The organism is Vibrio sp. 1F263 (assembly GCF_041439035.1).
Taxonomy (GTDB): domain Bacteria; phylum Pseudomonadota; class Gammaproteobacteria; order Enterobacterales; family Vibrionaceae; genus Vibrio; species Vibrio tasmaniensis_A.
On record NZ_JBGONI010000007.1, the window covers coordinates 53178 to 77803 of the forward strand.

The 24626-nt window shown below is 43.5% G+C and carries 21 protein-coding genes; 8 read left to right on the plus strand and 13 right to left on the minus strand.

Going from position 1 to position 24626, the window contains the following annotated elements:
* The first annotated feature begins 147 nt into the window (after nucleotides 1-147).
* The 6 genes from ACED25_RS06800 (at nucleotide 148) to ACED25_RS06825 (ending at nucleotide 6041) form a co-directional block, all read left to right on the plus strand.
* The gene (locus ACED25_RS06800; protein ID WP_371694929.1) at nucleotides 148-363 is read left to right on the plus strand and encodes a VF530 family DNA-binding protein; all 216 of its coding nucleotides are present in this window, start codon (nucleotides 148-150) and stop codon (nucleotides 361-363) included.
* A 237-nt stretch (nucleotides 364-600) separates the two neighbouring features.
* Nucleotides 601-1239 carry a response regulator transcription factor gene (locus ACED25_RS06805; protein WP_009847509.1) on the plus strand — a complete coding sequence of 213 codons (639 nt, stop codon included), beginning with the start codon at nucleotides 601-603 and terminating at the stop codon, nucleotides 1237-1239.
* 191 nt (nucleotides 1240-1430) lie between these two features.
* Complete coding sequence (locus ACED25_RS06810) at nucleotides 1431-2015, plus strand: hypothetical protein (RefSeq protein ID WP_086048837.1); 585 nt, start codon at nucleotides 1431-1433, stop codon at nucleotides 2013-2015.
* Between the two features lie 89 nt (nucleotides 2016-2104).
* Nucleotides 2105-2785: a molecular chaperone gene (locus tag ACED25_RS06815; protein ID WP_371694931.1), complete on the plus strand. Its 681-nt coding sequence runs from the start codon at nucleotides 2105-2107 to the stop codon at nucleotides 2783-2785.
* A gap of 10 nt (nucleotides 2786-2795) precedes the next feature.
* On the plus strand, nucleotides 2796-5186 hold the full coding sequence (locus ACED25_RS06820) for a fimbria/pilus outer membrane usher protein (protein ID WP_371694933.1): 2391 nt from the start codon (nucleotides 2796-2798) through the stop codon (nucleotides 5184-5186).
* Nucleotides 5187-5189: 3 nt separating this feature from the next.
* The gene (locus ACED25_RS06825; protein WP_102257752.1) at nucleotides 5190-6041 is read left to right on the plus strand and encodes a hypothetical protein; all 852 of its coding nucleotides are present in this window, start codon (nucleotides 5190-5192) and stop codon (nucleotides 6039-6041) included.
* A 208-nt stretch (nucleotides 6042-6249) separates the two neighbouring features.
* Here ACED25_RS06825 and fusA read toward each other — a convergent pair whose 3' ends face one another.
* The gene (gene fusA, locus ACED25_RS06830) at nucleotides 6250-8337 is read right to left on the minus strand and encodes an elongation factor G (RefSeq protein WP_009847514.1); all 2088 of its coding nucleotides are present in this window, start codon (nucleotides 8335-8337) and stop codon (nucleotides 6250-6252) included.
* Nucleotides 8338-8571: 234 nt separating this feature from the next.
* Nucleotides 8572-9951, minus strand: a complete 1380-nt coding sequence (radA, locus tag ACED25_RS06835; RefSeq protein ID WP_009847515.1) for a DNA repair protein RadA — start codon at nucleotides 9949-9951, stop codon at nucleotides 8572-8574.
* A gap of 161 nt (nucleotides 9952-10112) precedes the next feature.
* Here radA and ACED25_RS06840 point away from each other — a divergent pair, with 161 nt between their 5' ends.
* Complete coding sequence (locus ACED25_RS06840; RefSeq protein WP_371694935.1) at nucleotides 10113-12461, plus strand: PilZ domain-containing protein; 2349 nt, start codon at nucleotides 10113-10115, stop codon at nucleotides 12459-12461.
* Between the two features lie 104 nt (nucleotides 12462-12565).
* Here the strand turns inward: ACED25_RS06840 and serB are convergent, their stop codons facing one another.
* Entirely contained in the window at nucleotides 12566-13546 is a 981-nt protein-coding gene (gene serB, locus ACED25_RS06845; RefSeq protein WP_009847517.1) for a phosphoserine phosphatase, read from the minus strand.
* A gap of 109 nt (nucleotides 13547-13655) precedes the next feature.
* Between serB and ACED25_RS06850 the strand changes: the two genes are divergently transcribed.
* A complete protein-coding gene (locus ACED25_RS06850) occupies nucleotides 13656-14267 on the plus strand; it encodes a YtjB family periplasmic protein (protein ID WP_009847518.1) in 612 nt (203 codons plus the stop codon).
* Nucleotides 14268-14543: 276 nt separating this feature from the next.
* Here ACED25_RS06850 and deoD read toward each other — a convergent pair whose 3' ends face one another.
* From deoD to ACED25_RS06900, 10 genes are all read right to left on the minus strand, one after another.
* Nucleotides 14544-15263: a purine-nucleoside phosphorylase gene (gene deoD / locus ACED25_RS06855; RefSeq protein WP_371694937.1), complete on the minus strand. Its 720-nt coding sequence runs from the start codon at nucleotides 15261-15263 to the stop codon at nucleotides 14544-14546.
* A gap of 64 nt (nucleotides 15264-15327) precedes the next feature.
* Nucleotides 15328-16548: a phosphopentomutase gene (locus ACED25_RS06860; RefSeq protein WP_371694939.1), complete on the minus strand. Its 1221-nt coding sequence runs from the start codon at nucleotides 16546-16548 to the stop codon at nucleotides 15328-15330.
* 76 nt (nucleotides 16549-16624) lie between these two features.
* Nucleotides 16625-17953, minus strand: a complete 1329-nt coding sequence (gene deoA / locus ACED25_RS06865) for a thymidine phosphorylase (protein ID WP_371694941.1) — start codon at nucleotides 17951-17953, stop codon at nucleotides 16625-16627.
* 108 nt (nucleotides 17954-18061) lie between these two features.
* Complete coding sequence (gene deoC, locus ACED25_RS06870; RefSeq protein ID WP_017080007.1) at nucleotides 18062-18838, minus strand: deoxyribose-phosphate aldolase; 777 nt, start codon at nucleotides 18836-18838, stop codon at nucleotides 18062-18064.
* Between the two features lie 537 nt (nucleotides 18839-19375).
* Nucleotides 19376-20638 (minus strand): NupC/NupG family nucleoside CNT transporter, encoded by a 1263-nt coding sequence (locus ACED25_RS06875; protein ID WP_009847523.1) that lies wholly within the window; start codon nucleotides 20636-20638, stop codon nucleotides 19376-19378.
* 204 nt (nucleotides 20639-20842) lie between these two features.
* On the minus strand, nucleotides 20843-21655 hold the full coding sequence (locus ACED25_RS06880) for a TatD family hydrolase (RefSeq protein WP_371694943.1): 813 nt from the start codon (nucleotides 21653-21655) through the stop codon (nucleotides 20843-20845).
* Nucleotides 21636-21791, minus strand: coding sequence for a DUF5363 family protein (locus tag ACED25_RS06885; protein WP_009847525.1), 156 nt, complete (start codon nucleotides 21789-21791; stop codon nucleotides 21636-21638). Before ACED25_RS06885 ends, ACED25_RS06880 begins: the two co-directional genes overlap by 20 nt.
* Nucleotides 21792-21889: 98 nt before the next feature.
* Nucleotides 21890-23470, minus strand: a complete 1581-nt coding sequence (prfC, locus tag ACED25_RS06890; protein WP_012604694.1) for a peptide chain release factor 3 — start codon at nucleotides 23468-23470, stop codon at nucleotides 21890-21892.
* 172 nt (nucleotides 23471-23642) lie between these two features.
* A complete protein-coding gene (gene rimI / locus ACED25_RS06895; RefSeq protein WP_371694945.1) occupies nucleotides 23643-24098 on the minus strand; it encodes a ribosomal protein S18-alanine N-acetyltransferase in 456 nt (151 codons plus the stop codon).
* Entirely contained in the window at nucleotides 24091-24489 is a 399-nt protein-coding gene (locus ACED25_RS06900) for a DNA polymerase III subunit psi (protein WP_102249131.1), read from the minus strand. The genes rimI and ACED25_RS06900 overlap by 8 nt, the downstream gene beginning before the upstream one ends.
* Between the last annotated feature and the right edge of the window lie 137 nt (nucleotides 24490-24626).

The following is a 24626-nucleotide window of genomic DNA, read 5'->3' on the forward strand; positions in this document are numbered from 1 at the left end:
GGATAAGTCTCAAGCTTTATAGAAAACAAACACAACAACTTTTAGATATTTCCTCAATAACGAAACACATACACCCGACTTAAATGGTCTGATAATTCATAAAGCGAAACTGGTATACTTAACTCAAATAAATGGCGAGAACATCTCATGACACAAGGCAATAATCCACTTCACGGTATCACTCTACAGAAGCTACTGACTGAATTGGTTGAACATTACGGTTGGGAAGAGTTGAGTTACATGGTGAACATCAACTGCTTTAAAAAAGACCCGAGCATTAAATCGAGCTTAAAATTTTTGCGTAAAACAGATTGGGCACGCACCAAAGTAGAGCAGATTTACATCCAACTAAAAACTAACTAGCTCTCACCTTCAACAAAGCGCACCATTTACGGTACTAAAGTATGAAACAATTGGTGCGCACCTCATTTCCCTCTCCCTGATTCCCTTAATAATCAACAATTAATAAAAATAACGCATTCATTACGTTGAATAATACTTAATCGATACTACTATTATTGAACTGGGAATCGTAGGGATTTACTTCCCTAACCTACCGATTAGTCAAGATTTATACGTGAATAAGTAGAGAGGTCATTAATGGAAAATGATTCTGAACTCGTTTTAGAAATTCATGTTCTCACCCGTAATAACTCATACTTACGGGTGATAAAAGACTTACTTGCCGTATCTCTCCCTAACGCCCAGATAACCCATGATCGATGCTTTATGCAAATACCTAAACTATCGCCAGAAACAGTAGTCTTGTTTGATATTCAGACGATGCCTTGTCCTAAAAGGTACGGGTTTATCCTTCATGAACGACTCGAGTTTTGGTTAGCCGTAAATGTTAATGACAATACATCAACGGTATGGTTAGAAAAGGGATTTTCGGGGCAAGTCGGGCAAAACTTCGAATTCATATCGAAAGCAATCCTATCTGTTTATCAAGAAGATATATGGTTTCCTAGGACTATTCTAAATAAACTTGTCTCTTTTTATCAGAATAATGAACCAAGCCTTGAATCTGCTTGCGAAAACCTCGTTAATTATCAAGAGTTAACAAATAAAGAAAGGGATACTTGCTCATTGATGCTAAAAGGGCTGTCAAACTCTCAGATAGCATCTCAGCAACACGTCAGTATTAACACAGTGAAGACTCACTCATCAAACTTACTTCGTAAATTAAACTTACGATCCAGGTATGAACTTCTTGCTCAGGTAAAAAGCTTTAATTAGATTCGATATATAGCAAGGTCACAAGAAAATAGTAAGATCACAAGAAAATTGGAATATAACAAAACTCATTCTAAACTCACCCTATGTAAGCGATATTTTTCACTCTATGTGATGAGGTTTGGCACTTTGTTCCCTCGTAACCTTTAAAAGTGATGCACGGGTATGCATCTTAACTAACGAGGGATTGAACGATGAAAAAGTTACTTCTTGCTACCGCTGTAGCAGCCGCTTCACTTTCTTTTGGCGCTTCTGCGGTTCAGTTTAATAATGCTGTGGACTTTACAACACTGAGCAAAACGGACCAAAAGACGATTCGAATCGAAGGTCGAGTTCCAAAACGCTGTCTATTGCGAATCGGTAAAAAAGACGTGAAGAATAACGTTCTACGTAAAGCGAACAAAGTTCATACTGATTCGTGGAGCAATGGCTTCAACAACAAGAAAGTTTTAGTAGGTAACTTACGTGCTTGGTGTAATTACGGTGCTGATTTGGAATTTTCAGTTACAGCTTACCAACTAAACGGTGTAACCAAGCACAATATGGGTGAAAAAATTAACTATAAAGTAAGAATTGGTTCAGACATGGTGGCGAACACTGAAAACGACCATGCCATAGAAGTAACGGCACCACCAATTCCATCATTGGGCGAACACTTGGTGAACAAAATCAACAAGCATCCCATTTATGTGAAACCTGAAGATTCAGGATTTGCACGAGCAGGTAAATATAAAGGTAAAATCAAAGTGAGTCTTGCAGCAGCAGGTCCAGCAAGCTAATCACCGAACAACACTTTATGGACATTGTCTTATAGACAAACAAAACTTGGCTCGGTTATCGAGCCAAGTTATTTTATGGAGAAATATCTATGGTTAGGATTACCACTCTTCTATCTTCTTTGTTGTTTAGTTCTATTCTTTTCGCATACGAGGTAAGCCCCATCTATTTAGAACTTGATGATGTGGGCCGGAATTCTCAAGGTTTGTATAAAGTGACTAATGTTGAAGAAGAGCCGATTCTCCTAGAAGTAAACGTCTATCAAACTGATTTTTCTACTGGTGAAGAAATCTTAACCCCGTCAGAAGATGAATTTCTCATCCTACCACCTCAAGCAAAAATTGACGGCCAAAAGTCTCAGACTTTCCGCGTACGTTACATGCCAACAGGGCCAATAAAACAAACCGACACCTACCGTATTGTCTTTACGCAAATTGAGCTAGAAAATCAGATTGAGGAAAATGACGACAGTTCTATTTCCATGTTACTAGAGTTTGCAACTTTGGTTTTTGTATCTCCCACATCCAGTAAATCAATTCCAACCACTACACTTCAAAACCGCCAAGTTACTATCCGAAACGATGGTAAGCGAGTACTGAACATGAATGGTATGGAGTTTAATTTCTCTGGCGATAAAGCAAACAAAACGGTCGATTGGGAAGTCCTAAGCAAAAAAACAAGCGCTTACTTGATGCCAGGAACGACCGTCAAATACACCTTACCAAGTGAACTGGGACAGCCAGAGAAAGTTTCTGTTAAAACAATAGACTAATGATGCTTTCATGAAGAGTCTCATTTTATACCTCACTCTAATAATGACTATACCAACCGCGTTCGCTCAAAGTTGGTTATTCCCATTTCCTGTCACTTGGGGTGAAAACACAATCGGTGAAGTAAATGCATACTCTGACGGTATAAGTGTTGGATCTGTCAACGTAGATCAGATAGCTCAGTCGACTAAAAAATTGATTAACCCTGATACATTGGCTGCACTACGAGATTTTTCCGAAGAGTACATCACAGTCGAACAGTTGGATCGTATGGGTATCAATGCAACTTTTAACTCCTCCGAACAAAGCATAAATTTAGTGATTGATGAAACGGCTGCAGCTGAATTTTTGCTTTCGTTTGGTAGCAAATATGAACCCGCCCAATATTCAGAAAGCGCGTTTTGGACAGTACAAAATACACTGAATGCCAGTACGGATTACTCCTTATTCAACGACTCTAATGCAGAAGACACCCAAACTTGGCTTGGTGAATGGTTATTGAAATCCAATATTGGTGGCGTCCGAGGCGCTAATGTTGAAATATCTGGCTTTGTAACTGGTGGTAGCGATCTCAATTCCGACGTGTATCGAGGTGAAGCTCGCCTGTTCTTCGATGAACCAAATACCCCTTTTCGTCTAACCTTTGGTGATGTCACCCAAGCAAGTGCAGGGCACCTTCCTAGTACACCTCTCGGTGGCCTTGCTTTTGAACGTTTGTATCAAGACTTACAACCTACCCGAAACATCCAGAACGGAGGAACTCAACCGCTAGTATTGAATGAGAGTGCCGATGTGGAAATCTATATCAACGATGTTTTTCTCACCGAGATTCGATTACCCCCAGGTCGATATACACTTGATGATTTGCCTCTCGTTTCTGGTACCAATGACGTTCAGTTAGACATTAGTTATCAATCAGGCAGAACCGATACCATCGTTTATAGCCAGTTCTTTAACTCACGCTTATTAAGAGAAGGCATTTCTGATTTCGGCTTTTACTCTGGTTTAACGTCGACAATTGAAGATAACAACTTTAAGTATGACAACGAGCAATGGGTAACTTCTGGATATTACGACTATGGCATCAGCGATACCTTAACAGTCGGTGTAAATGGTTTGTACCACCCAGAAGGACAACAACTCGGTATGATTGCTACCGTTGGTTCCGATTGGGGTAATTTGGGGATTCGAGCCTCGGCACAAAACAACAAGCCCAATAATGAGACAGGTAGTATCTACAGCTTAGATTACTCTCATCAATTATGGGGAACAGACAGCTACGGCTCCCCAAACTTCCGTCTTGGTAGTGAATATCAAGAGAATTATTTCGCATTACCTTGGCAGATTACGGATGCGAATACTGGCCTCCGCGTCTTTTCAAACTACGTTTTCAGTATTACGGATAACCTGAGCTTAATCCTGAGCGGTGACTATCGTGATTTTGAAGAGGCAGAAGTACAATGGCAGGCCTCGACTGAAATTGCTTGGCAATTTTATAACGTGTCACTCTCTGCAGGTATCGAAAAAGAAGAAAACCCAAACGAAAACATTGACGAAACTCGCTTCACCTTTTCTGCTGATTGGGATTGGAACTCTGACGACGGCAAATACAATGCAAATGTATCTTACTCCAACGAACCAGACACCTATCGAGCTCAATTCCAACGTCCATCGGAGGATTATACTGGCAGCTATGGTTATGCGATGACGGCTGAAGGCGAGAGTGACTCTCAAACTTATTCAATCGAAGGTAATTATGTAGCAAACCGATTTATCACCGACGCTAAAGTTTCTCACCTAGCATTTGATAACTCAGCAAACTACCAAACCGCTTCTTTACGAGCGAGTACTGCGTTTACTTTGGCTGACGGTAACTTGGCTTGGTCACGTCCAATCAATGGCCCTGTAGCAATCATCGCTGTCCATGACTCGTTAGATGCTGATGTAGAAATAAATGCGGTTGCAGACGATCCTGCAGAAGCAATATCTACCTATACTATAAGTAATGCAGTTCAGTTATCTGGAGGGCACCAATTATCCAGTATCTACATTGATGTACCGGATGCGCCAATAGGTTATAACTTCGGTGACCACGAATACAACATTACACCAGGTTCACAAACAGGCCATCTAATAAAAATTGGCTCGGCAGCATCGAAAACCATTATAGGTAAGATTGAGATCGGGCCAAAAACACCACTAAAACTTTTCCAAGGTCAGTTAGTTGGACAACAGAAAACATATGAATTTTTCACTAATCGATCAGGTAGGTTCGTTGTGGAAGGCGTTGCGCCGGGTGACTACACCATCGTCATAGATGGCTTTAGCCCAACAAAATTGAGCGTCCCAGAAATCAATGACAATCTGATTTATCTACCAACTTTACTTATTAAAGAGGGATAAACCATGAAACACTTACTTAAGTTCTCAGTGTTCGGTTTAGCCATGTTATCTCAACCGGTTTTGGCCGAATGCAGTGGCAAGTGGATACTTAACGTCGACAGAAGCAATGTTGAATTTAAGCGAGATTTAGCCGCTTATATTCCCGTTTATTTAGAGTTGTCGCGTGATATTCAGACCTGTCGATTCCCGACGGCCATAGTATCGGTCAACAATAAACAATCTAGCTATTTGAGTTCAATTGGAACAAATTTACCTCTGACTATTCTGGACAAAAACTTCCGCCAATTGAGCCACTTTCCTAGTAAAGGCTTTCAACTACCTCTGGATAACAGCCAAAGAACAAAGTTTTGGATAAAAGTGCCAGAGGCTAAAGTGGCCGCATCTGGTCATTATAACGGACTTCTTGAAGCCTCTATTTCCCTAGATAGAAAACAAGAGACAAAAAATGCCAAAGTGAAACTCAACGTACCAGCGTTTGTGGCTTTCAACTCTGTGCCTAACGCACCAAACCTTCAACGCTCAGGGAGCTCAGGTTATCGCTTCCAGCTTGGTGACCTTGAATCTAACCGAACCTATCGATCCGATTTTGATCTTCTTTCGAACTCGAATGTAAGATTGGTTGTAAAGCAGAGATATGGTGAGTTAAAACAGAAGTCGGAATCCAACGTCACGATCCCATATACATTGCGCTTTAATAACGCCTTAGTAAACCAGAAATCGGTCTATACCTTCTCAAACAATGAGGATACTAAGCGCTGGGGAGTTCCCCTTGAGGTGACGTTAGGTAACATCGAATTTGCGCGTGCTGGAAAATATCAAGATACGATCACGGTTGAAGTTAAAGCTATGCCTTAGAAATACGTACTTGAAAAGTCTGCCATTTATTTTTCGTTGGCCTTTTTAATTTCTTCTCTATGTTCTTCAATCAAAACCAAGATCATCCCATAAGCTCTTAAATATAGGCTTAAGATAATAGAACGACGCTCGCTGGTATCATTGATAATAAAAAGCCCCGCAAGCTTTCACTTGCGGGGCTTTTTTAGCTAATTTAGAAAAGGGCTAATTACTTACCAGCTTCTTTTTCTGCTTTAACTTTTGCAATCACTTCGTCAGCAACGTTAGTTGGACATGGTGCGTATTGTGCGAATTCCATAGAGAATTGGCCACGACCAGAAGTGATAGTACGTAGGTGACCGATGTAGCCGAACATCTCAGAAAGAGGTACGTCAGCTTTAATACGAACACCAGTAACGCCAGCTTGTTGATCTTTGATCATGCCACGACGACGGTTAAGGTCACCGATAACATCACCAACGTGATCGTCTGGAGTGAACACGTCAACGTTCATGATAGGCTCAAGAAGTTGCGCGCCAGCTTTAGGCATAGATTGACGGAATGCGCCTTTCGCTGCGATTTCAAATGCGATAGCAGATGAATCGACTGCGTGGAAACCACCATCGAAAAGTTCAACTTCAACGTCTAGCGTAGGGAAGCCAGCTAGTACGCCGTTATCCATCATGCCAGCAAAGCCTTTCTCAACTGCAGGCCAGAATTCTTTAGGAACGTTACCGCCCACAACTACTGAGTTGAACTTGAAGCCAGAACCTGCTTCACCTGGTTTGATACGGTAATCGATCTTACCGAATTGACCAGAACCACCAGACTGTTTCTTATGCGTGTAGCTATCTTCAATTGCTTGAGTGATAGTTTCACGGTAAGCAACTTGAGGAGCACCAACTGTTAGGTCAACGCCGTAAGTACGCTTAAGGATATCTACCTTGATGTCTAGGTGAAGCTCACCCATACCTTTAAGGATAGTTTCGCCAGTTTCTTCGTCAGTCTCAACTTGGAAAGATGGATCTTCAGCAACCATTTTACCGATCGCGATACCCATTTTCTCAGAACCGCCTTTATCTTTTGGAGATACAGCGATAGAGATTACTGGAGTTGGGAAAACCATTGGCTCAAGCGTTACTTGGTCTTTTGGATCACATAGAGTGTGACCAGTTTGAACGTTCTTCATACCAACGATCGCAATGATGTCACCAGCTTGTGCGCTAGTTAGTTCGTTACGGTCATCAGCTTGCATCTCAACCATACGGCCAACACGCTCAGTTTTACCTGTGAATGAGTTAAGGATCGTGTCACCTTTGTTCAATTTACCAGAGTAAATACGAACGAAAGTTAGAGCACCGAAACGGTCATCCATGATTTTGAACGCAAGCGCTTTGAAAGTTTCTTCAGTAGAAACGATAGCGTGGTTGCCTGTTTCTTCGCCGTTCTCATCCATTAGAGGTTGAGGATCAACTTCAGTTGGAGAAGGTAGGTAATCTACTACAGCATCAAGGATAACTTGCATGCCTTTGTTCTTGAACGCAGAACCACAGAACGTAGGGAAGAATGCGATATCACGAGTACCTTTACGGATACAACGTTTGATGTCTTCGATAGAAGGCTCTTCACCTTCCATGTAAGCTTCCATTAGGTCATCGTCTTGCTCTACAGCAGTTTCGATTAGCTCTTCACGGTATTGCTCAACGTCATCAACCATGTCCGCAGGAACATCAGTGATTTCGTAGTTTTCAGGAAGACCAGTGTCATCCCAAACGTATGCTTTACGGCTTAGAAGGTCTACAACACCCACGAATTCATCTTCGCGGCCGATTGGTAGAACCATAACTAGAGGAGTTGCACCTAGAACGTTTTTAACTTGGTCAACAACGTTGTAGAAATCTGCACCCATACGGTCTAGTTTGTTAACGAAGATCAGACGAGATACTTCTGATTCGTTAGCGTAGCGCCAGTTAGTTTCTGATTGTGGTTCAACACCACCAGAACCACAGAATACACCGATACCGCCATCAAGTACTTTAAGAGAACGGTATACTTCAACTGTGAAGTCAACGTGTCCAGGAGTATCGATAACGTTTAGACGGTGACCGTTCCAGAAACAGCTTACAGCTGCTGATTGGATAGTAATTCCGCGCTCAGCTTCCTGTTCCATGAAGTCAGTAGTTGATTCGCCATCATGTACTTCACCAGTCTTGTGGATCTGACCAGTTAGCTTAAGGATACGCTCAGTGGTAGTTGTTTTACCCGCATCAACGTGCGCGAAAATACCAATGTTTCTGTATTTCGATAAATCTGCCATTGTCTTACTCTGTTAATAGGATATAAAATGCGCGCAGAGTATATCACAATCTGTGAGGACTGATAGCTTTGCATGCATTTGGGACTAAAAAACTTTGCCTTTTTCTAACATATAGAAAAAGGCAATCTGAAGAAACAATCTAAATGATTGTTAAGTTTAGTGCTAACTTAAAGCGAAAATAGCGTTTAAGTTAGACTGAATTTCTGCTGTATAGAGTAGCTGAAGTGAGCTCAATTACAACTCATCAAAAGCATTAATTGCTTCCGATAATTTTTTCACACCGTGGATCTGCATTCCTGGAATGCCACCTTTAGGCATGTTAGCCGCTGGTACAATGGCTCTCTTGAAGCCGTGTTTAAACGCCTCATTTAAGCGCTCTTGACCGCTAGGTACAGGTCGAATCTCACCAGCAAGGCCTACTTCGCCAAAAACCACCACATCTTTTGGCAATGCGCGGTCTCTGAAACTCGAAAGTAAAGCCATTACCAATGCAAGATCAGCACTGGTTTCGGTTACTTTAACACCACCAACGACATTCACAAACACATCTTGGTCAGCCATTTGTAAGCCGCCGTGTTTATGCAGCACGGCTAGTAACAATGACAGTCTATTTTGCTCGAGACCAACAGCGACACGACGTGGGTTAGCCAGCTGCGAATAATCCACTAGCGCTTGGATTTCAACAAGGAGTGGACGCGTTCCTTCCCAAACTACCATCACTGAACTGCCTGAGGTTTCTTCTTCACCACGAGACAGAAAAATAGCCGATGGATTGCTAACTTCTTTTAGCCCTTGCCCTGTCATAGCAAACACACCTAGCTCATTCACTGCACCAAAACGGTTCTTGTGGCTGCGCAAGGTTCTAAAACGACTGTCCGTTCCGCCATCTAACAGTACCGAGCAGTCAATAATGTGTTCAAGTACTTTTGGTCCCGCTAAGGTACCGTCTTTAGTTACGTGTCCCACTAGGAATACGGCAACGTTATTCTGTTTTGCGTAGCGCGTTAATGCGGTTGCCGATTCGCGCACCTGAGCAACACTGCCTGGAGACGATTGAACATCAGCGACATGCATAACTTGGATTGAATCGATAACCATGATCTTAGGCTGCTCTCTTTCTGCAACCTGACAGATTTTATCAACATTGGTTTCAGAGAGCATTTTGAGATGCTCTTTTGGTAACCCTAATCGAGAAGCTCGCATCGCAACTTGTTGAAGAGATTCTTCGCCAGTGACATAAAGTGTCGGTAACTGGGAAGAAAGCTGACACATAGTCTGCAATAACAGCGTTGATTTACCGGCACCAGGGTTACCACCAATAAGAATCGCAGCGCCAGGTACAACACCACCACCAAGTACACGATCAAGCTCTTTGAAGCCACTACTAAAGCGCGGGACCTCTTGCAAGTCGATTTCCGATAGCGTTTGAACCGAAGATTCAGTTGCACCACCAGCGTAACCACTTAGTCGTTCATTGCGCGCGACCTGAGGTGAAGCGGCTAACCTAACTTCTGTAATCGTGTTCCAAGCACCACATGCATTGCACTGCCCTTGCCAACGTGGAAAGTCAGCACCACAGTCATTACACACATAAGCTCGCTTTGCCTTAGCCATAAAACCTCAATAATTTGCTTAGTAACGGGTAAATGTTGCTATTTTGTGACCCCGTTGACCGTACAGGTGAAAATAAAAGTTGCAGTAGGGCCACGAATACCTAAAGATCAAATACAACTCGTCGATAACAATAACGCACCATCCATTCTAACAAGAAAAGTATGCAGCAATCTGAAATTCTATCTGTAGCAGAACGACTTATTCCGGCCTACCATGCCGAAGATTTCGAATTCCTTCTTTCTCAAATGACAGAAGGCGAATCACCGTCTCTAAAACTGCTCGTTAAAATGGAACTGAATCGTATCATGGCTCCGTGCACAAAGAGCATTGATTTACGCGGGCGTATTGATAATGAATGTCATCAATTCACGCTAGACGAGCGTAAACATTGGCTTGATGACATAGCTTTGAACGCGTATCAACGTGGTACTAAAAAATTTAAAGGTTATACCGAGGGCGTGTGGGAGTTAGTGATGACACCTCGCATTCAACCTCTTCGTAATATTGTTAAAACATCCTCTCAAGATGACCACGATATCACTAACGCTGATAGCCCCTATGAAGCAGAAGCTATTAACCTCGGTTACGATTTAAAACGCAAAGAAAACAGGCTCAAGATTAGCTCACAGGTTGAAATCACCACGCCTAAAGGACAAAGCCTACATGGTGTGACAGTTGATATTTCTCCGTCGGGTGCAAAGTTCAAGGTACCAAGGGCGTTTAAATACAACCTAGGGGAAATCATCAGTGTTAAATTCACTGAGCTTGTTGAGAAGTCACTAGAAGCCGATGTTAATGAGGCGGTTGAATTTCGTATTCTGGGTATTGATGAATCCTACGAGAACAATGCAGTCAAATTTTTAAGATGCATGAGAATCAGCGATACAACGAGTGTGGCTCGTTTACTCGATGAATCTCTAAATAGTGTCAGCAAGAAAACCAGCCATGAGAATCAAGATAGGCTCATTCGAACGCGAACTCGCGGTATTGAACACACCTATCTAAAGTACACCTGTAATCTCCCTCTATTCTTCAGTGGTAGTGAGTTGAAGCTCGCGCTGCTCACGGATAACAATCATCCCCAATGGCAATACTGGCATGATGAGCGTAACCAACAGGCTCTGGGTACTTTGTTCAACGAACAACGTATGAACTTACTCGCTAAGCCTGGCGTGAAGGGAACCAGTAACGTTATCTACTCTTTTACCCATGAACATAAAAATAAGACCTTGTTCTACTCGATGATGCTGCCTGAAGCTTCTCGTGAAGAGAGGCAACTGTTCTGGCACATCGGCGGTAAACGTAAAAGTTGGAAGGCGTTCAAATTCTCGGTTTTCGAATTATCCGACTCTGAGCGACAAGCCTTAGCTGAGCATTCAGATACGCTTGCTCAAAGCTCTGCGCAACTGACTCATTGCGGTATCTTGCAAGAGATCGGTGATCACGAAAGTGCTGCCGATTACCTATTAAGTGAAAAACCACGCATTCCAAGCAGTGACCTTAATCGCTTTCGTCATCCGCGAACGGTGGTGGGGAACATTCAAAGTATCTACTTTGATTCCCAAAGTCGTCGTAAAGAACCGAGATATAGCTTTAAATCTCCAATTCAACTCACATCACAAGATAGCCCAACAATAAATGGACACACTGTAGACATATCAAAACGTGGCCTAAGCATTACCCTTGAACACCCAATGGTACTCAAGATTGATGATCCGGTTGTGGTGAATTTTAATGAACTGCAACTCTATGATAAAAACTTGCCATTAAGCACAGTGCCTTACCATGTAATTCGTGTAAGCCCGAACGGTTGCAAGGTTCAATTGGTTATCACCGAGAATGCAAAAACAATGCGTACCATCGCCTTCCTCAATGGGCTTATCGATCAGAACCAAAGTAAGCTAAATAAGAAGCAAGAAATACTGCCCACCGATTCACTGCTTAAATCACTGCACACTGTTTTGCTTAACAAAATGGTCAGTAATCCAATTTTCATTGATAAGCCGGGCTCAACGTTGCGTTGTAAGCTCATTGGTGTGAACTTCCCGCTGAACAAGCATCTAGCGTTACTCGCTAAACTTGGGCACAACCAAAAGTTTTCACTGGAACCGATTTTCAAAGGTCACTCTAATTCACTATTAGCTGAGCCACTGAAAAGAATTGAAGGTGCAGAGCCAAAACATCATGACGTATACATTGCTGCGATAAAGTTTGGTAACAAGATTCAATCTGTACATACGAAGTTGGTAAAAGACTTTGCATCTACGAAAGAACGTATTTCGTTCATCAAGAAGGCGCAAGATCTGGGTGATGTGTATGTACTGCGAGTCACAACCGCCCCTATCTTTAATCCATTAACCAGTTTGTTCCAATCAGACTTAGCCGAGCTTTCTCGCATCAGTATGCACCAAGCGAAGAAGTTAGAGAGTGAGGTCACCGCTTTTATTGGTTATGGTGAGATAGAAGACATTACCGATGAAGTATTGATTCGATTAGAACTCTCGCACTAAATAACCAGATCAACTTACCGGTTTGTCGACTTATCGGATTTAAAAATAGAAAAAGCAGGCTCGTCACCTGCTTTTTTGTATCCGTTATACCGCCCTAAATATGACTAAGGCTTCGCTTGCCAGCTGATTTTTTGCTGCTTAGCTAATACACCTGACAAGATACAAAGCACCCCACCTAAGCCAGCATAACGCACAGCAGTTTGAGCTTGTTGTTCAACTTTCGGTTTTGCATGGTAAGCAATCCCTAAACCGGCAGAACCCATCATAACCAAGTCATTGGCACCATCACCCACGGCAACGGTGTTATGCAGTTCCAGTTCATACTCTTCAGCAAGTTCTACCAAGATATCCGCTTTGGTCTGTGCGGAAACAACATCGCCTAATACTTCACCCGTCAATTTACCATTGACGATCTCTAGCGTGTTTGACTGAGCGTGGTCAAGATCAAGCGTATCTTTCAGGTAGTCTGAGAAATAAGTAAAACCACCCGATGCAATCGCCGTCTTCCAGCCAAGTTTATTCAGAGTATTCACTAGCTCAACCAAGTCTGGCATGAATGGTAATGACTGGCGCACTTGCTCCAGTATCGACTCATCCGCACCTTTCAGTGCCCCAACGCGTTGGCGTAGGCTCTGTTCAAAGTCGAGCTCGCCTTGCATCGCACGCTCTGTGATTTCAGAAACTAACTCTCCGACTCCTGCGAGCTTTGCTATCTCATCGATGCATTCAATTTGAATTGCTGTGGAGTCCATATCCATCACGATCAAACCTGGCTTAGATAAGTCTGGGACCTCGCTAAGGCAAGCATAATCAAGCTTCAATGCTTGTAAAATTTCTTCGTGTGCCGGGGTTAAGTTCCCTGACATCAGTGCCACTTCGTAATGTCCCACCTTCCACGTATTGAGGATGGTGTTGTAGGTACCAGTGAAAAAGTCGATGTCATCAAATGATTGTGGAGATAAGTACTCACCGAACACAATCCAATTGGCTTTAGATTTGGCGAGTTGAGAAGCGAAACGTGTCTCGGGGAGTCGGGTTAATAATGTCGTATGCCTTTTAATCGGCAGATATTTCTGAGCGTCCATGTGTATGATTCCTAATTAACTATGCTAAACGTTAACCTATTGCAATTTGAAAACGCAAGTCTCAATATGTCTTAATCATAACATTTGTTTATTTCAGGCTTCGTGAAACATGAATGAATCATTGTTCTCAATACGTAACGCTTTACGAGTACTAGCCCTAATTCTGTTGGCTGCTATGTTCGTGGTAACCATTAAAAACACAGTAGTGATCAGTAAAGGTAATGAGAAGATCCAAGCAAAACAGTTGGAAACGCTGACCAAACTACTGATCTCACAGGCATCACTTTCAGCCAGTAAGATGATCACTCAGCAAGACCAAGAGCGCCTACTAGAGCTCACTAACCAACTGTCTCAGGATCGATTGGTATTTGATACCACCATCTACGATGCAGAAGGGATCCGACTGGCTTCGAGTGAAAAAGCGCTCTCGGTACGCGAGGTTCTTGGCTTAGACACACCTCTTTCAACGGCAAGTATCGGCAGGCAGCAACTCGTTGAACCTATTTACTCTCCAGAGAGTACGATCATTGGCTTTATCCGCGTGACTTTTGAGACAGGAAAAATGACAGCTATTTCTGATCATCACTACCGTAAGAGCGATCGCTACATGATCGGCATGGTCTTAATGGGATTTGTCAGTGGCGTGTTGTTCATCATGCTTATTCGTAAAAGAAAGGCTAAGTCTGGGGAAAACTGGCTGCTTAAAAATGTCAGCTCTTAACAGCTTATACCAATCACAGTAAGTAAGTGATCAGAAATAGCGCAGGAAAAAGGCTTGAGAACAAGGCGTGATTTTCTGATAAGTAGTTATTCTACAATCAAAAATCACAACGCAGTTATCGAGTGTTTTAACTAGCTAGGCTGACCAGTTATTTACTACGATTGGTATTAGTTTAACAAATCCAATAAAAAGCCCCGAAGCTCAGGCAGCAACGGGGCTTTTGTTATCTATTAAACTTTGCGGTATCTATTAAGCTTTTTGAAATCTATTAGCAGATTAGTCTTGGTCACCAAGAAGCACAGAGTCTAGTGCGATAACCATCATGTCATTGAAAGTCGTTTGACGTTCATCTGATGTGGTTTGCTCACCAGTTTTGATGTGATCTGAAACAGTACAAATTGTCAGAGCTTTTGCGCCGTATTCAGCACATACACCATAGATACCCGCCGCTTCCATTTCTACGCCGACAATGCCGTACTTGTCCATGACTTCGAACATTTCAGGATCTGGCGTGTAGAACAACTCAGCCGAGAATAGGTTGCCGACTTTGACGTTTACACCACGCGCTTTTGCCGCATCTTCTGCCGCACGCACCATTTTGTAATCCGCAATAGCCGCGAAGTCATGACCTTTAAAGCGAATACGATTCACTTTTGAGTCGGTACACGCACCCATGCCGATAACCACATCGCGTACTTTGATATCTTCGCTCACTGCACCACAACTGCCGACACGAATGATCTTTTTCACACCAAAGTCTTTGATCAGCTCAGTCGCGTAAATAGAACAAGATGGAATGCCCATACCATGCCCCATTACCGAAACCTTACGGCCTTTGTAAGTCCCCGTGTAACCAAACATGTTACGAACATCGCACACTTGAACCACTTCTTCTAGGAAGGTTTCAGCGATGTATTTTGCACGTAGCGGATCGCCGGGCATTAGAACTACGTCAGCGAAATCACCCATTTCAGCATTAATATGTGGAGTAGCCATTGAAAATATCCTTAATCTCAAAACAAAAAAGAAGAGAGAGGTTTCCCTCTCTCTTCGTTAACTATTATAGAAAGCTTGTACCGTGTCCCATTGGCGATGTGCCAAAGTAAGACGCTAAGCTTTGACCGATATCAGCGAAGGTATCGCGACGGCCTAAAGAGCCAGCAGGAACCTTGTTTCCGTAAACAATCACAGGGATATGTTCACGAGTATGGTCAGTACCTGGCCATGTCGGATCACAACCGTGGTCAGCAGTTAGGATAAGTACATCATCTTCTTTCATCATATCGATGATTTCATTGATACGGCCATCGAAGTACTCAAGTGCCGCTGCGTAACCTGCAACATCACGGCGGTGACCGTAAGCTGAGTCGAAATCAACGAAGTTAGTGAACACGATAGTGTTGTCGCCCGCTTCAGTGATCGCTTCTTTAGTTGCTTCAAATAGCGCAGGAATACCTGTTGCTTTCGTTTTCTGAGTAATACCACAACCTGCGTAGATATCAGAGATCTTACCGATTGAGTGAACGTTACCGCCCTTCTCATCAACCAACTTCTGAAGAACTGTCGCCGCTGGCGGCTCAACAGAAAGGTCACGACGGTTACCAGTACGTTCGAACTGACCTTTACCTGCGCCAATAAACGGACGAGCGATAACACGACCAATATTGTAGTCAGCTAGCTCTTCACGAGCAATCTGACAAAGATCTAATAGGTTTTGTAGGCCGAATGTCTCTTCATGACATGCGATCTGGAAAACAGAGTCTGCAGAAGTGTAGAAGATTGGCAAGCCACTCTTCATGTGTTCTTCACCTAGGTTATCTAGGATTTCTGTACCCGATGAGTGGCAGTTACCTAAGAAGTCAGATAGACCAGCACGCTCAAGGATGCGATCCGTCAGTTCTTTTGGAAAGCTGTTCTCTTTGTCGGTGAAGTAGCCCCAGTCAAACAATACCGGCACACCTGCGATTTCCCAGTGACCTGATGGCGTGTCTTTACCAGAAGACAGCTCTGCAGCGTGACCGTACGCGCCAATGATCTCAGCGTCTGCATCCATACCAGGAGCAAAGCGACCTGTAGACTCTTTGTGAGCCTTAGCTAAACCTAGCTTAGACAGGTTTGGCAGCGTTAGTGGACCTTTACGATCCGCGTTATCTGCAAGGCCTTGATCACAATGGTCAGCAATGTGACCCATTGTATCCGAACCTACATCGCCGAATGTGTCAGCATCCGCTGTTTCACCGATACCGAATGAATCTAAAACTAAAATAAATGCTCTTTTCATTTTCTTCACCAACTTATTGCTCTTTGCACCAGAACTCTGTTTATCGGTATACACGAGGTATACCGATACCTGTTATTTACACGTCTTCAGAACGAATCTGACGGTAAACATCTGGCGTTGCTGTATATTCTCCACCCACAGTGATTGCATTTTGTAATGCCGTCGCAGCTTCTTGCCACTGTTGTTCATTGCGAGCATGAATCATTGCTAATGGTTTATCGTCGCTTGCTACTTCGCCAAGGCGAATGAAGCTATCAAAACCGACTGCGTAATCAATGCTGTCTGTTGCTACGCGGCGACCACCGCCCATACCAACGACAGCCATACCAATTGCACGCGTATCCATCGCTGATACTACACCGCTTTCGAGGGCGTACACTGGTTTAACAATTTCTGCTTTTTCTAGGTAGTTATCGTAGTTCGCTACGAAATCTACTGGACCACCAAGGCCCGCTACCATTTTACCGAAGCACTCTGCTGCTTTACCGTTATCCAGTACTGCCATCAGTTTTTCACGCGCTTCATCTGAATCTTTTGCTAGGTTACCCAACACCAACATTTCCGCACACGACGCTAGCGTGATTTCCAACAAACGTGGATTACGGTATTCGCCTGTTAGGAATTGAACCGCTTCACGGACTTCAACTGCGTTACCCGCTGAAGAAGCCAGAACTTGGTTCATGTCCGTTAGGATTGCTGTTGTTTTAGTGCCTGCACCGTTTGCTACTGCAACGATAGATTTTGCTAACTCTTCAGAGGCTTCATACGTTGGCATGAATGCGCCTGAACCGACTTTTACGTCCATCACTAGAGAATCAAGACCAGCGGCCAGTTTCTTAGATAGGATTGAAGCGGTGATCAGTGAGATGTTGTCTACTGTTGCTGTGATATCACGAGTTGCGTAAACACGCTTGTCAGCAGGAGCTAGATCGCCTGTTTGACCGATGATCGCCACGCCAGCTTCTTTGGTTACGGCACCAAACACATCGTTGGTTGGTGTAATGTTGTAACCAGGGATAGATTCTAGCTTGTCTAGCGTACCACCAGTGTGGCCTAAACCACGACCAGAGATCATTGGAACGAAACCGCCACATGCTGCCACCATAGGGCCAAGCATCAAAGAAGTTACGTCGCCAACACCACCAGTAGAGTGTTTATCAACGATTGGGCCATCAAAGTTCATGTGGCTCCAGTCAATCACCATGCCCGAATCACGCATTGCACACGTCAGTGCGATACGTTCTGGCATCGTCATTTCATTAAAAAAGATAGCCATTGCGAATGCGGCAATTTGGCCTTCAGAAACGGTATTTTTAGCCACGCCTTGAATGAAGAAGTTAATTTCTTCAGTCGTTAGGACTTCACCATCACGTTTTCTGCGAATAATTTCTTGAGGTAGATACATTAGTGCCTCCCAAACTCTAGTGAGTATGGTGTGTAGGGAAAGAGGTAATATGGAGTGACTTAACACCACTCCATCAAACAGACTTTATTGTTATACCCGATAGGGAAATTAGTATGCTGCTGGATCTGCAGTTTCGTCTGTCACTTCTAATGTATTAAGAAGGTTAGTTAGTAGGCTTGAAGCACCAAAACGGTAGTGCATGTTGTCTGCCCACTCAGCGCCTAGTAGCTCATCAGCCATCGCTAGGTAAGCTTGAGCATCTTCAGCTGTACGTACGCCACCAGCTGGTTTGAAACCCACTGTTTTAGCTACGCCCATGTCACGAATAACTTCAAGCATCATGCGTGCGAACTCAGGAGTCGCGTTTACTGGCACTTTACCGGTTGAAGTCTTGATGAAATCTGCGCCCGCTTCGATACAGATTTGAGAAGCTTTCTTGATCAGTGCTTCTTCTTTAAGCTCACCAGTTTCGATGATCACTTTAAGCGTGATGTCACCACAAGCGGCTTTACATTGCTTAACTAGCTCAAAGCCAACTTCTTCGTTGCCAGCAATAAGAGCACGGTATGGGAATACTACGTCAACTTCGTCTGCGCCGTACGCTACCGCTGCTTTCGTTTCTGCAACAGCAATTTCGATGTCGTCATTACCATGAGGGAAGTTAGTTACAGTCGCGATGCGTACTTCTGGAGTACCTTGCTCACGCAACGCCTTCTTAGCGGCTGGGATGAAGCGAGGGTAAATACAGATTGCAGCGGTGTTACCAACTGCAGTCTTCGCGTCATGACAAAGCGCCACTACTTTTTCAGTAGTATCGTCGTCATTTAGCGTAGTTAGGTCCATAAGTTTAAGTGCACGTAGAGCTGCTGCTTTTAAATCGCTCATTTCTATCTCCGATCAATATATTCAAATAGTTAACTACTTCACCATCCATCCAGTATAGATGGATATTTTAGTAATGCTCAGTAGTCACAAATGAACGGACTTGGTTCCCTGAAGACTTGATAACTTTCGCTACCAATTGCAATCCTTGTCACCGCACAGTACCAGTTTGGTCTATGGCACAACAAATCAGTCATGTTGTGTCTAACATCTATAGTGTATTGCTAATATAGCGTATTGCTAAGTTTGGCTTAATCCCAGAAGAATAACGTTCGAGCTAATCTCAATGTTACTTTCTTGCCAGCAGAGACATCCTATCCCTTTAGCTAATACATTATAGGTATCCATCAATAAATTGTAGTGCTCCTTAGAACGCAAACGGTTTGTATCTCAAAAAAACATTCTAGACCCATTTTCGACTCCAAGCATTCACTCATGCTAATGCTCAAAATCACTAGGCCCAAAAACAAAAAAGCCCCGCAGCAATTTCTTGCTACGGGGCGATATTATTATGGCGTCTATATATCGATTTCTAACTGATTAGAAAGATAAGAAGAAGCCAGCAATTGTTGCTGCCATCAGGTTAGATAGAGTACCAGCTACAACCGCTTTAACACCCATACGTGCGATGTCGTGACGACGGTTTGGAGCAATACCACCTAGACCACCTAGAAGAATCGCAATTGAAGAAAGGTTTGCGAAACCACATAGAGCGAACGAGATAATTGCTTGAGTCTTAACAGACATTACTTGACCAGTCGCTTCAACGATTTGAGCGTTTTCACCGATGTATGGTACGAAGTTTAGGTATGCAACAAATTCGTTAACAACTGTCTTCTGACCAATGAAAGAACCAGCAATAGTTGCTTCTTCCCATGGAACACCAATGATGAATGCTAACGGTGCGAAGATCCAACCTAGAAGAAGTTCTAGAGTTAGGTTTTCCATACCGAACCAACCACCGATGCCACCTAGGATACCGTTGATAAGAGCGATTAGACCGATGAATGCTAGTAGCATTGCACCAACGTTAAGTGCTAGTTGTAGACCAACTGACGCACCGCCAGCAGCTGCATCGATAACGTTAGCAGGCTTGTCGTCGCCACCGTCGATGTCTGAACCTAGGTTCTCGTCAACTTCATCAGTTTCAGGCTTGATGATTTTAGCGAATAGTAGACCACCAGGTGCTGCCATGAATGACGCTGCTACTAGGTACTCTAGAGGTACACCCATAGATGCGTAACCCGCTAGTACACCACCAGCAACAGACGCTAAACCACCACACATTACTGCGAATAGTTCAGAGTTAGTCATTTTAGGAACAAATGGACGAACAACTAGAGGCGCTTCCGTTTGACCAACGAAGATGTTTGCAGCTGCAGACATAGACTCGGCGCGAGAAGTACCTAGAGCTTTCTGAAGACCACCACCAAGAACCTTGATTACAACTTGCATCGCACCAATGTAGTAAAGTACAGAGATAAGAGCAGAGAAGAAGATTAGTGTTGGTAGAACTTGGAATGCAAAGATGAATCCGATACCGTCAACTGAGAAGTTAACAAGGCTACCAAATAGGAAGCCAGTACCATCTTTACCGTAGTCGATCACGTTTGCTACACCGGCAGAGAAACCTGCAAGTAGATCACGACCCCAAGGGATGTAAAGTACGAATGCACCAAGTGCGAATTGGATAGCGAAAGCGCCACCCACTGTTCTTAGATTAATTGCTTTGCGGTTGTCGGATAGTAGTACTGCGATTGCAATCAGTGCAACCATTCCGACGAGGCTCATAAACAGGCTCATAGTTTATGACTTCCTTATTAGTTATTTATTGGCGTGTTACAAAATGGGGCTATAAAGCGGAGGCAATTATACTCATGCGACCACTAATAAAGTAATGCCGTCCTCACACTTTCGTAGAAGATTCATGTACCATTCACACGTAAATGTGAGCCGAATCACAAGCCAAGTGCAATTTACGCAAACGATAAACAAAAACCTTCGATTTTATTCACATATACCGAATGCGCGATGGCTATTTTGCCAAATTTGCGCTGCAACCGATTGCTTCGGTTCTTTTCTAAGCAAAAATAGTTCATTTAAGATCGTAACTAAATGCTTGGAATGATTAATATTTCCTTGTTTTCCATGCATGGGCATATCCGGGGCATCCGTTTCTAATACCAGGCATTCAAGAGGCAGTTTTGAGATAGTGGTGCGTGTTTTTTGTGCTCTTGGGTAAGTAATCGTTCCACCGACGCCAATATAGAAACCAAGCTGAATCCACGCCAAAGCCTGCTGTTCGCTCCCTGAAAATCCATGGATCACGCCACCTAAAGTAAATTTATGCTGCTTTATTAGCTCAATAAGTCGGTTAAAAGACTTCCTTTCATGGATGATTAATGGCAGTTCAAATGCCTTCGCGAGTTCCATTTGTTGGATGAAAAAACTCTCTTGTTTCTCCCGTGCAACATCGACAAAAAAGTCGAGGCCACACTCTCCTATCGCAACACATTGGCTGTTTTTTGATGAGAGTAATTGGCGAAGCTCTGAGAATTGCTTGTCATTGGCTTGCTCTAAAAAATAAGGATGGAAACCTAAAGCGTAGTAAACATTAGGGTAAGATTGAGCGATTTCATCAAGCTTCCTCCAGTTACTTTGGCCAATAGAAGGGATGATTAACTTCTCGACTTGCCCCTGTTTCGCCTCTTTAACGTAACCTTCAATACCTTTATCAAGTGAAAAACCTTGCTCAAAGATGTCAAAGTCCGCATGGCAATGGGTGTCAAACAGCGGAAATTCACTTAATTCTGGTGTCATCTTCCCTACTCTCTGTTTGTTGTCCTTGAGGATCACGGCGATAAGCCACGCAGCTGCGCTTATTTTCAGGCGTTAAGCCAAGCTCTTCGCACCACTTATCGTATTTCTTAATCCAAGCTTTTATCCAACTGAACATACTTACCTTAAGCCTCTAACCTCAAAAGACACGAATAAAAAAACGCCTATTGCAGAACAATAGACGTTTTTGTTTAACTCGAATAGAGCGCAGAGTGATTAGTGCTCGCGCGTCGCTCGGAATTGAACTTCTGGGAAACGTTCAGAAGCTAGGTTCAAATTCACCATAGTCGGTGCGATGTAAGATAGGTTATCACCACCATCTAACGCTAGGTTAGCTTGGCTCTTACGTTTGAACTCTTCTAGTTTCTTAGCGTCATCACATTCAACCCAACGTGCAGTTGCAACGTTCACACCTTCGTAAATCGCTTCAACGTTGTATTCCGCTTTCAAGCGCGCTACAACCACATCAAACTGAAGTACACCAACTGCACCAACGATCAGATCGTTATTTTGCAAAGGACGGAATACTTGAACCGCGCCCTCTTCAGAAAGCTGAACCAAGCCTTTTAGAAGTTGCTTCTGCTTCAATGGATCGCGCAGACGAATACGACGGAATAGCTCAGGCGCAAAGTTAGGAATACCTGCGAACTTCAAGCTTTCGCCTTGAGTAAAGGTATCGCCAATCTGAATTGTGCCGTGGTTATGCAGACCAATGATGTCACCCGCGTATGCTTTTTCAGCACGAGCACGGTCACCCGCCATGAAGGTTACTGCATCTGAGATACTCACGTTCTTACCAGTACGAACATGGTTCATCTTCATACCTTGGTCGTAAGTACCCGATACGATACGCATGAATGCGATACGGTCACGGTGTTTTGGATCCATGTTTGCTTGGATCTTAAATACGAAACCAGAGAACTTCTCTTCAGTCGCTTCAACATCACGCTCATTTGCTTGACGTGTTTGAGGCGCAGGAGCCCATCGAGTTAGGCCATCAAGCATATGGTCAACACCGAAGTTACCCAATGCAGTACCGAAGTAAACTGGAGTCAACTCGCCAGCAAGGAACAGTTCGTGATCAAACTCAGGACATGCGCCAATAACCAATTCAAGCTCTTCACGAACGCTGCTCGCCAGATCTTCGCCAACAGCTTCGTCTAGTTCAGGGTTATCTAGACCTTTGATAATGCGAACTTCTTGGATCTCATGGCCGTGGCCAGATTCATACAAGATCGTTTCATCACGGTGAATGTGGTAAACGCCTTTAAACTCTTTACCACAACCGATAGGCCAAGAGATTGGAGCACAAGCCATACCTAGCTCGCTTTCCACTTCATCTAGCACTTCCATTGGGTCACGAACATCACGGTCAAGTTTGTTCATAAACGTTACGATTGGTGTATCACGTAAACGCGTTACTTCCATCAGTTTACGAGTACGATCCTCGACACCTTTCGCAGCATCGATAACCATCAAACAAGAGTCAACCGCGGTTAATGTACGGTACGTATCTTCCGAGAAATCTTCGTGTCCAGGAGTATCGAGTAGGTTGACTAGACAATCGTTGTATGGGAATTGCATTACAGACGTAGTTACCGAGATACCACGTTCTTTTTCCATCTCCATCCAGTCAGATTTAGCGTGCTGGTTAGAGCCACGGCCTTTTACGGTACCCGCTTTTTGAATCGCGTTTCCGAATAAAAGAACTTTTTCAGTAATCGTGGTTTTACCCGCATCCGGGTGAGAGATAATCGCAAACGTTCTACGTTTGCTCACTTCTTGTTGGAAAGACATAGTCGCCCTTTGCTGATCTAAAGCGTAAAAAGGGCAAGTAGATAATACTTGCCCTTGAATTCTGTGTGCGGATTATACAGAAAGCGTGTCACTTTCTAAAGGGTCAGTTTACACCCTATTTTGTGGCTCATTCCGGAGCTACCGGTCTAGTTCGCGAAAAGACGTAACATGACTAGCTAAAAGACATAAAAAGATAGCTCATAATGATGGCATCTTCATTGCCTTGCTTGGTTGGATAATAGTTACGACGGCGGTCGACTTCATTAAAGCCAGCCTTCTCGTAAAGATTAAAAGCATTCACATTACTTTCGCGAACTTCCAGCCAAGCACTTTCCGCGTCAGCTTGTTCACACATATCGAGAAAGTGCTCAACCAAAGCCTTACCGTAACCTTTGCCTTGCTGCTTAGGGTCAACCGCTATCGTCAGCAAAGTAACCTCACCGACAATGTTCTGAGCATAGAAATAGCCGACAACCTTTCCATCGACTTCTAAAACACGGTGGCTGCCTCCACGACTATTAAGATCACGGATCATATTTTCAGACCAAGGATGAGAATGCGCGGCCTGCTCTATCAGCCAAATAGCATCTAGGTGTTGTTGTGAAGTCGGTAAAAATTGATTAGTCATAAGCACAAATTTGTTGCCATAAGTCGCGGCGATGTTGGTTATTACCGTTAATGTCAGACAGTAATGGAGATTGAAGTGTTTTGGCCTTCAGTTCATGAGCAGATTCGCAACCAGCAAACCATACCCAGTCAACCGCCCCTAAATCCACAGAAGATAGATGCTGAGGTTGAATATACAACGCCTGAGATAAGTCGAGCTTGATACTTTTGAGTACTCGCTCAAACATCACGGCGAGATCATCCTGAGGTTTTTCTGGTGAAACCAACAGTAACTTGCAATCATTCGATAACAGAGTCAATTCAGATTCATAACCAGCCAAACGCTCTGGGTGACTTAACTCCCATTGGCTAATGCCCATCTCTTGTAGATATTGCGCGTGTGTTTGTGACATATCTAGCGGTCGTAACCTTTGGTTTGTTGGTATTAATATTCTTCGAGTGAACTTAAACGGTGCTCATTGGGCTGATACTAACAAAAAATAAAGGAGCATCAAGCTCCTTTATTTAGACTAAATCAGTTTGTATCTTA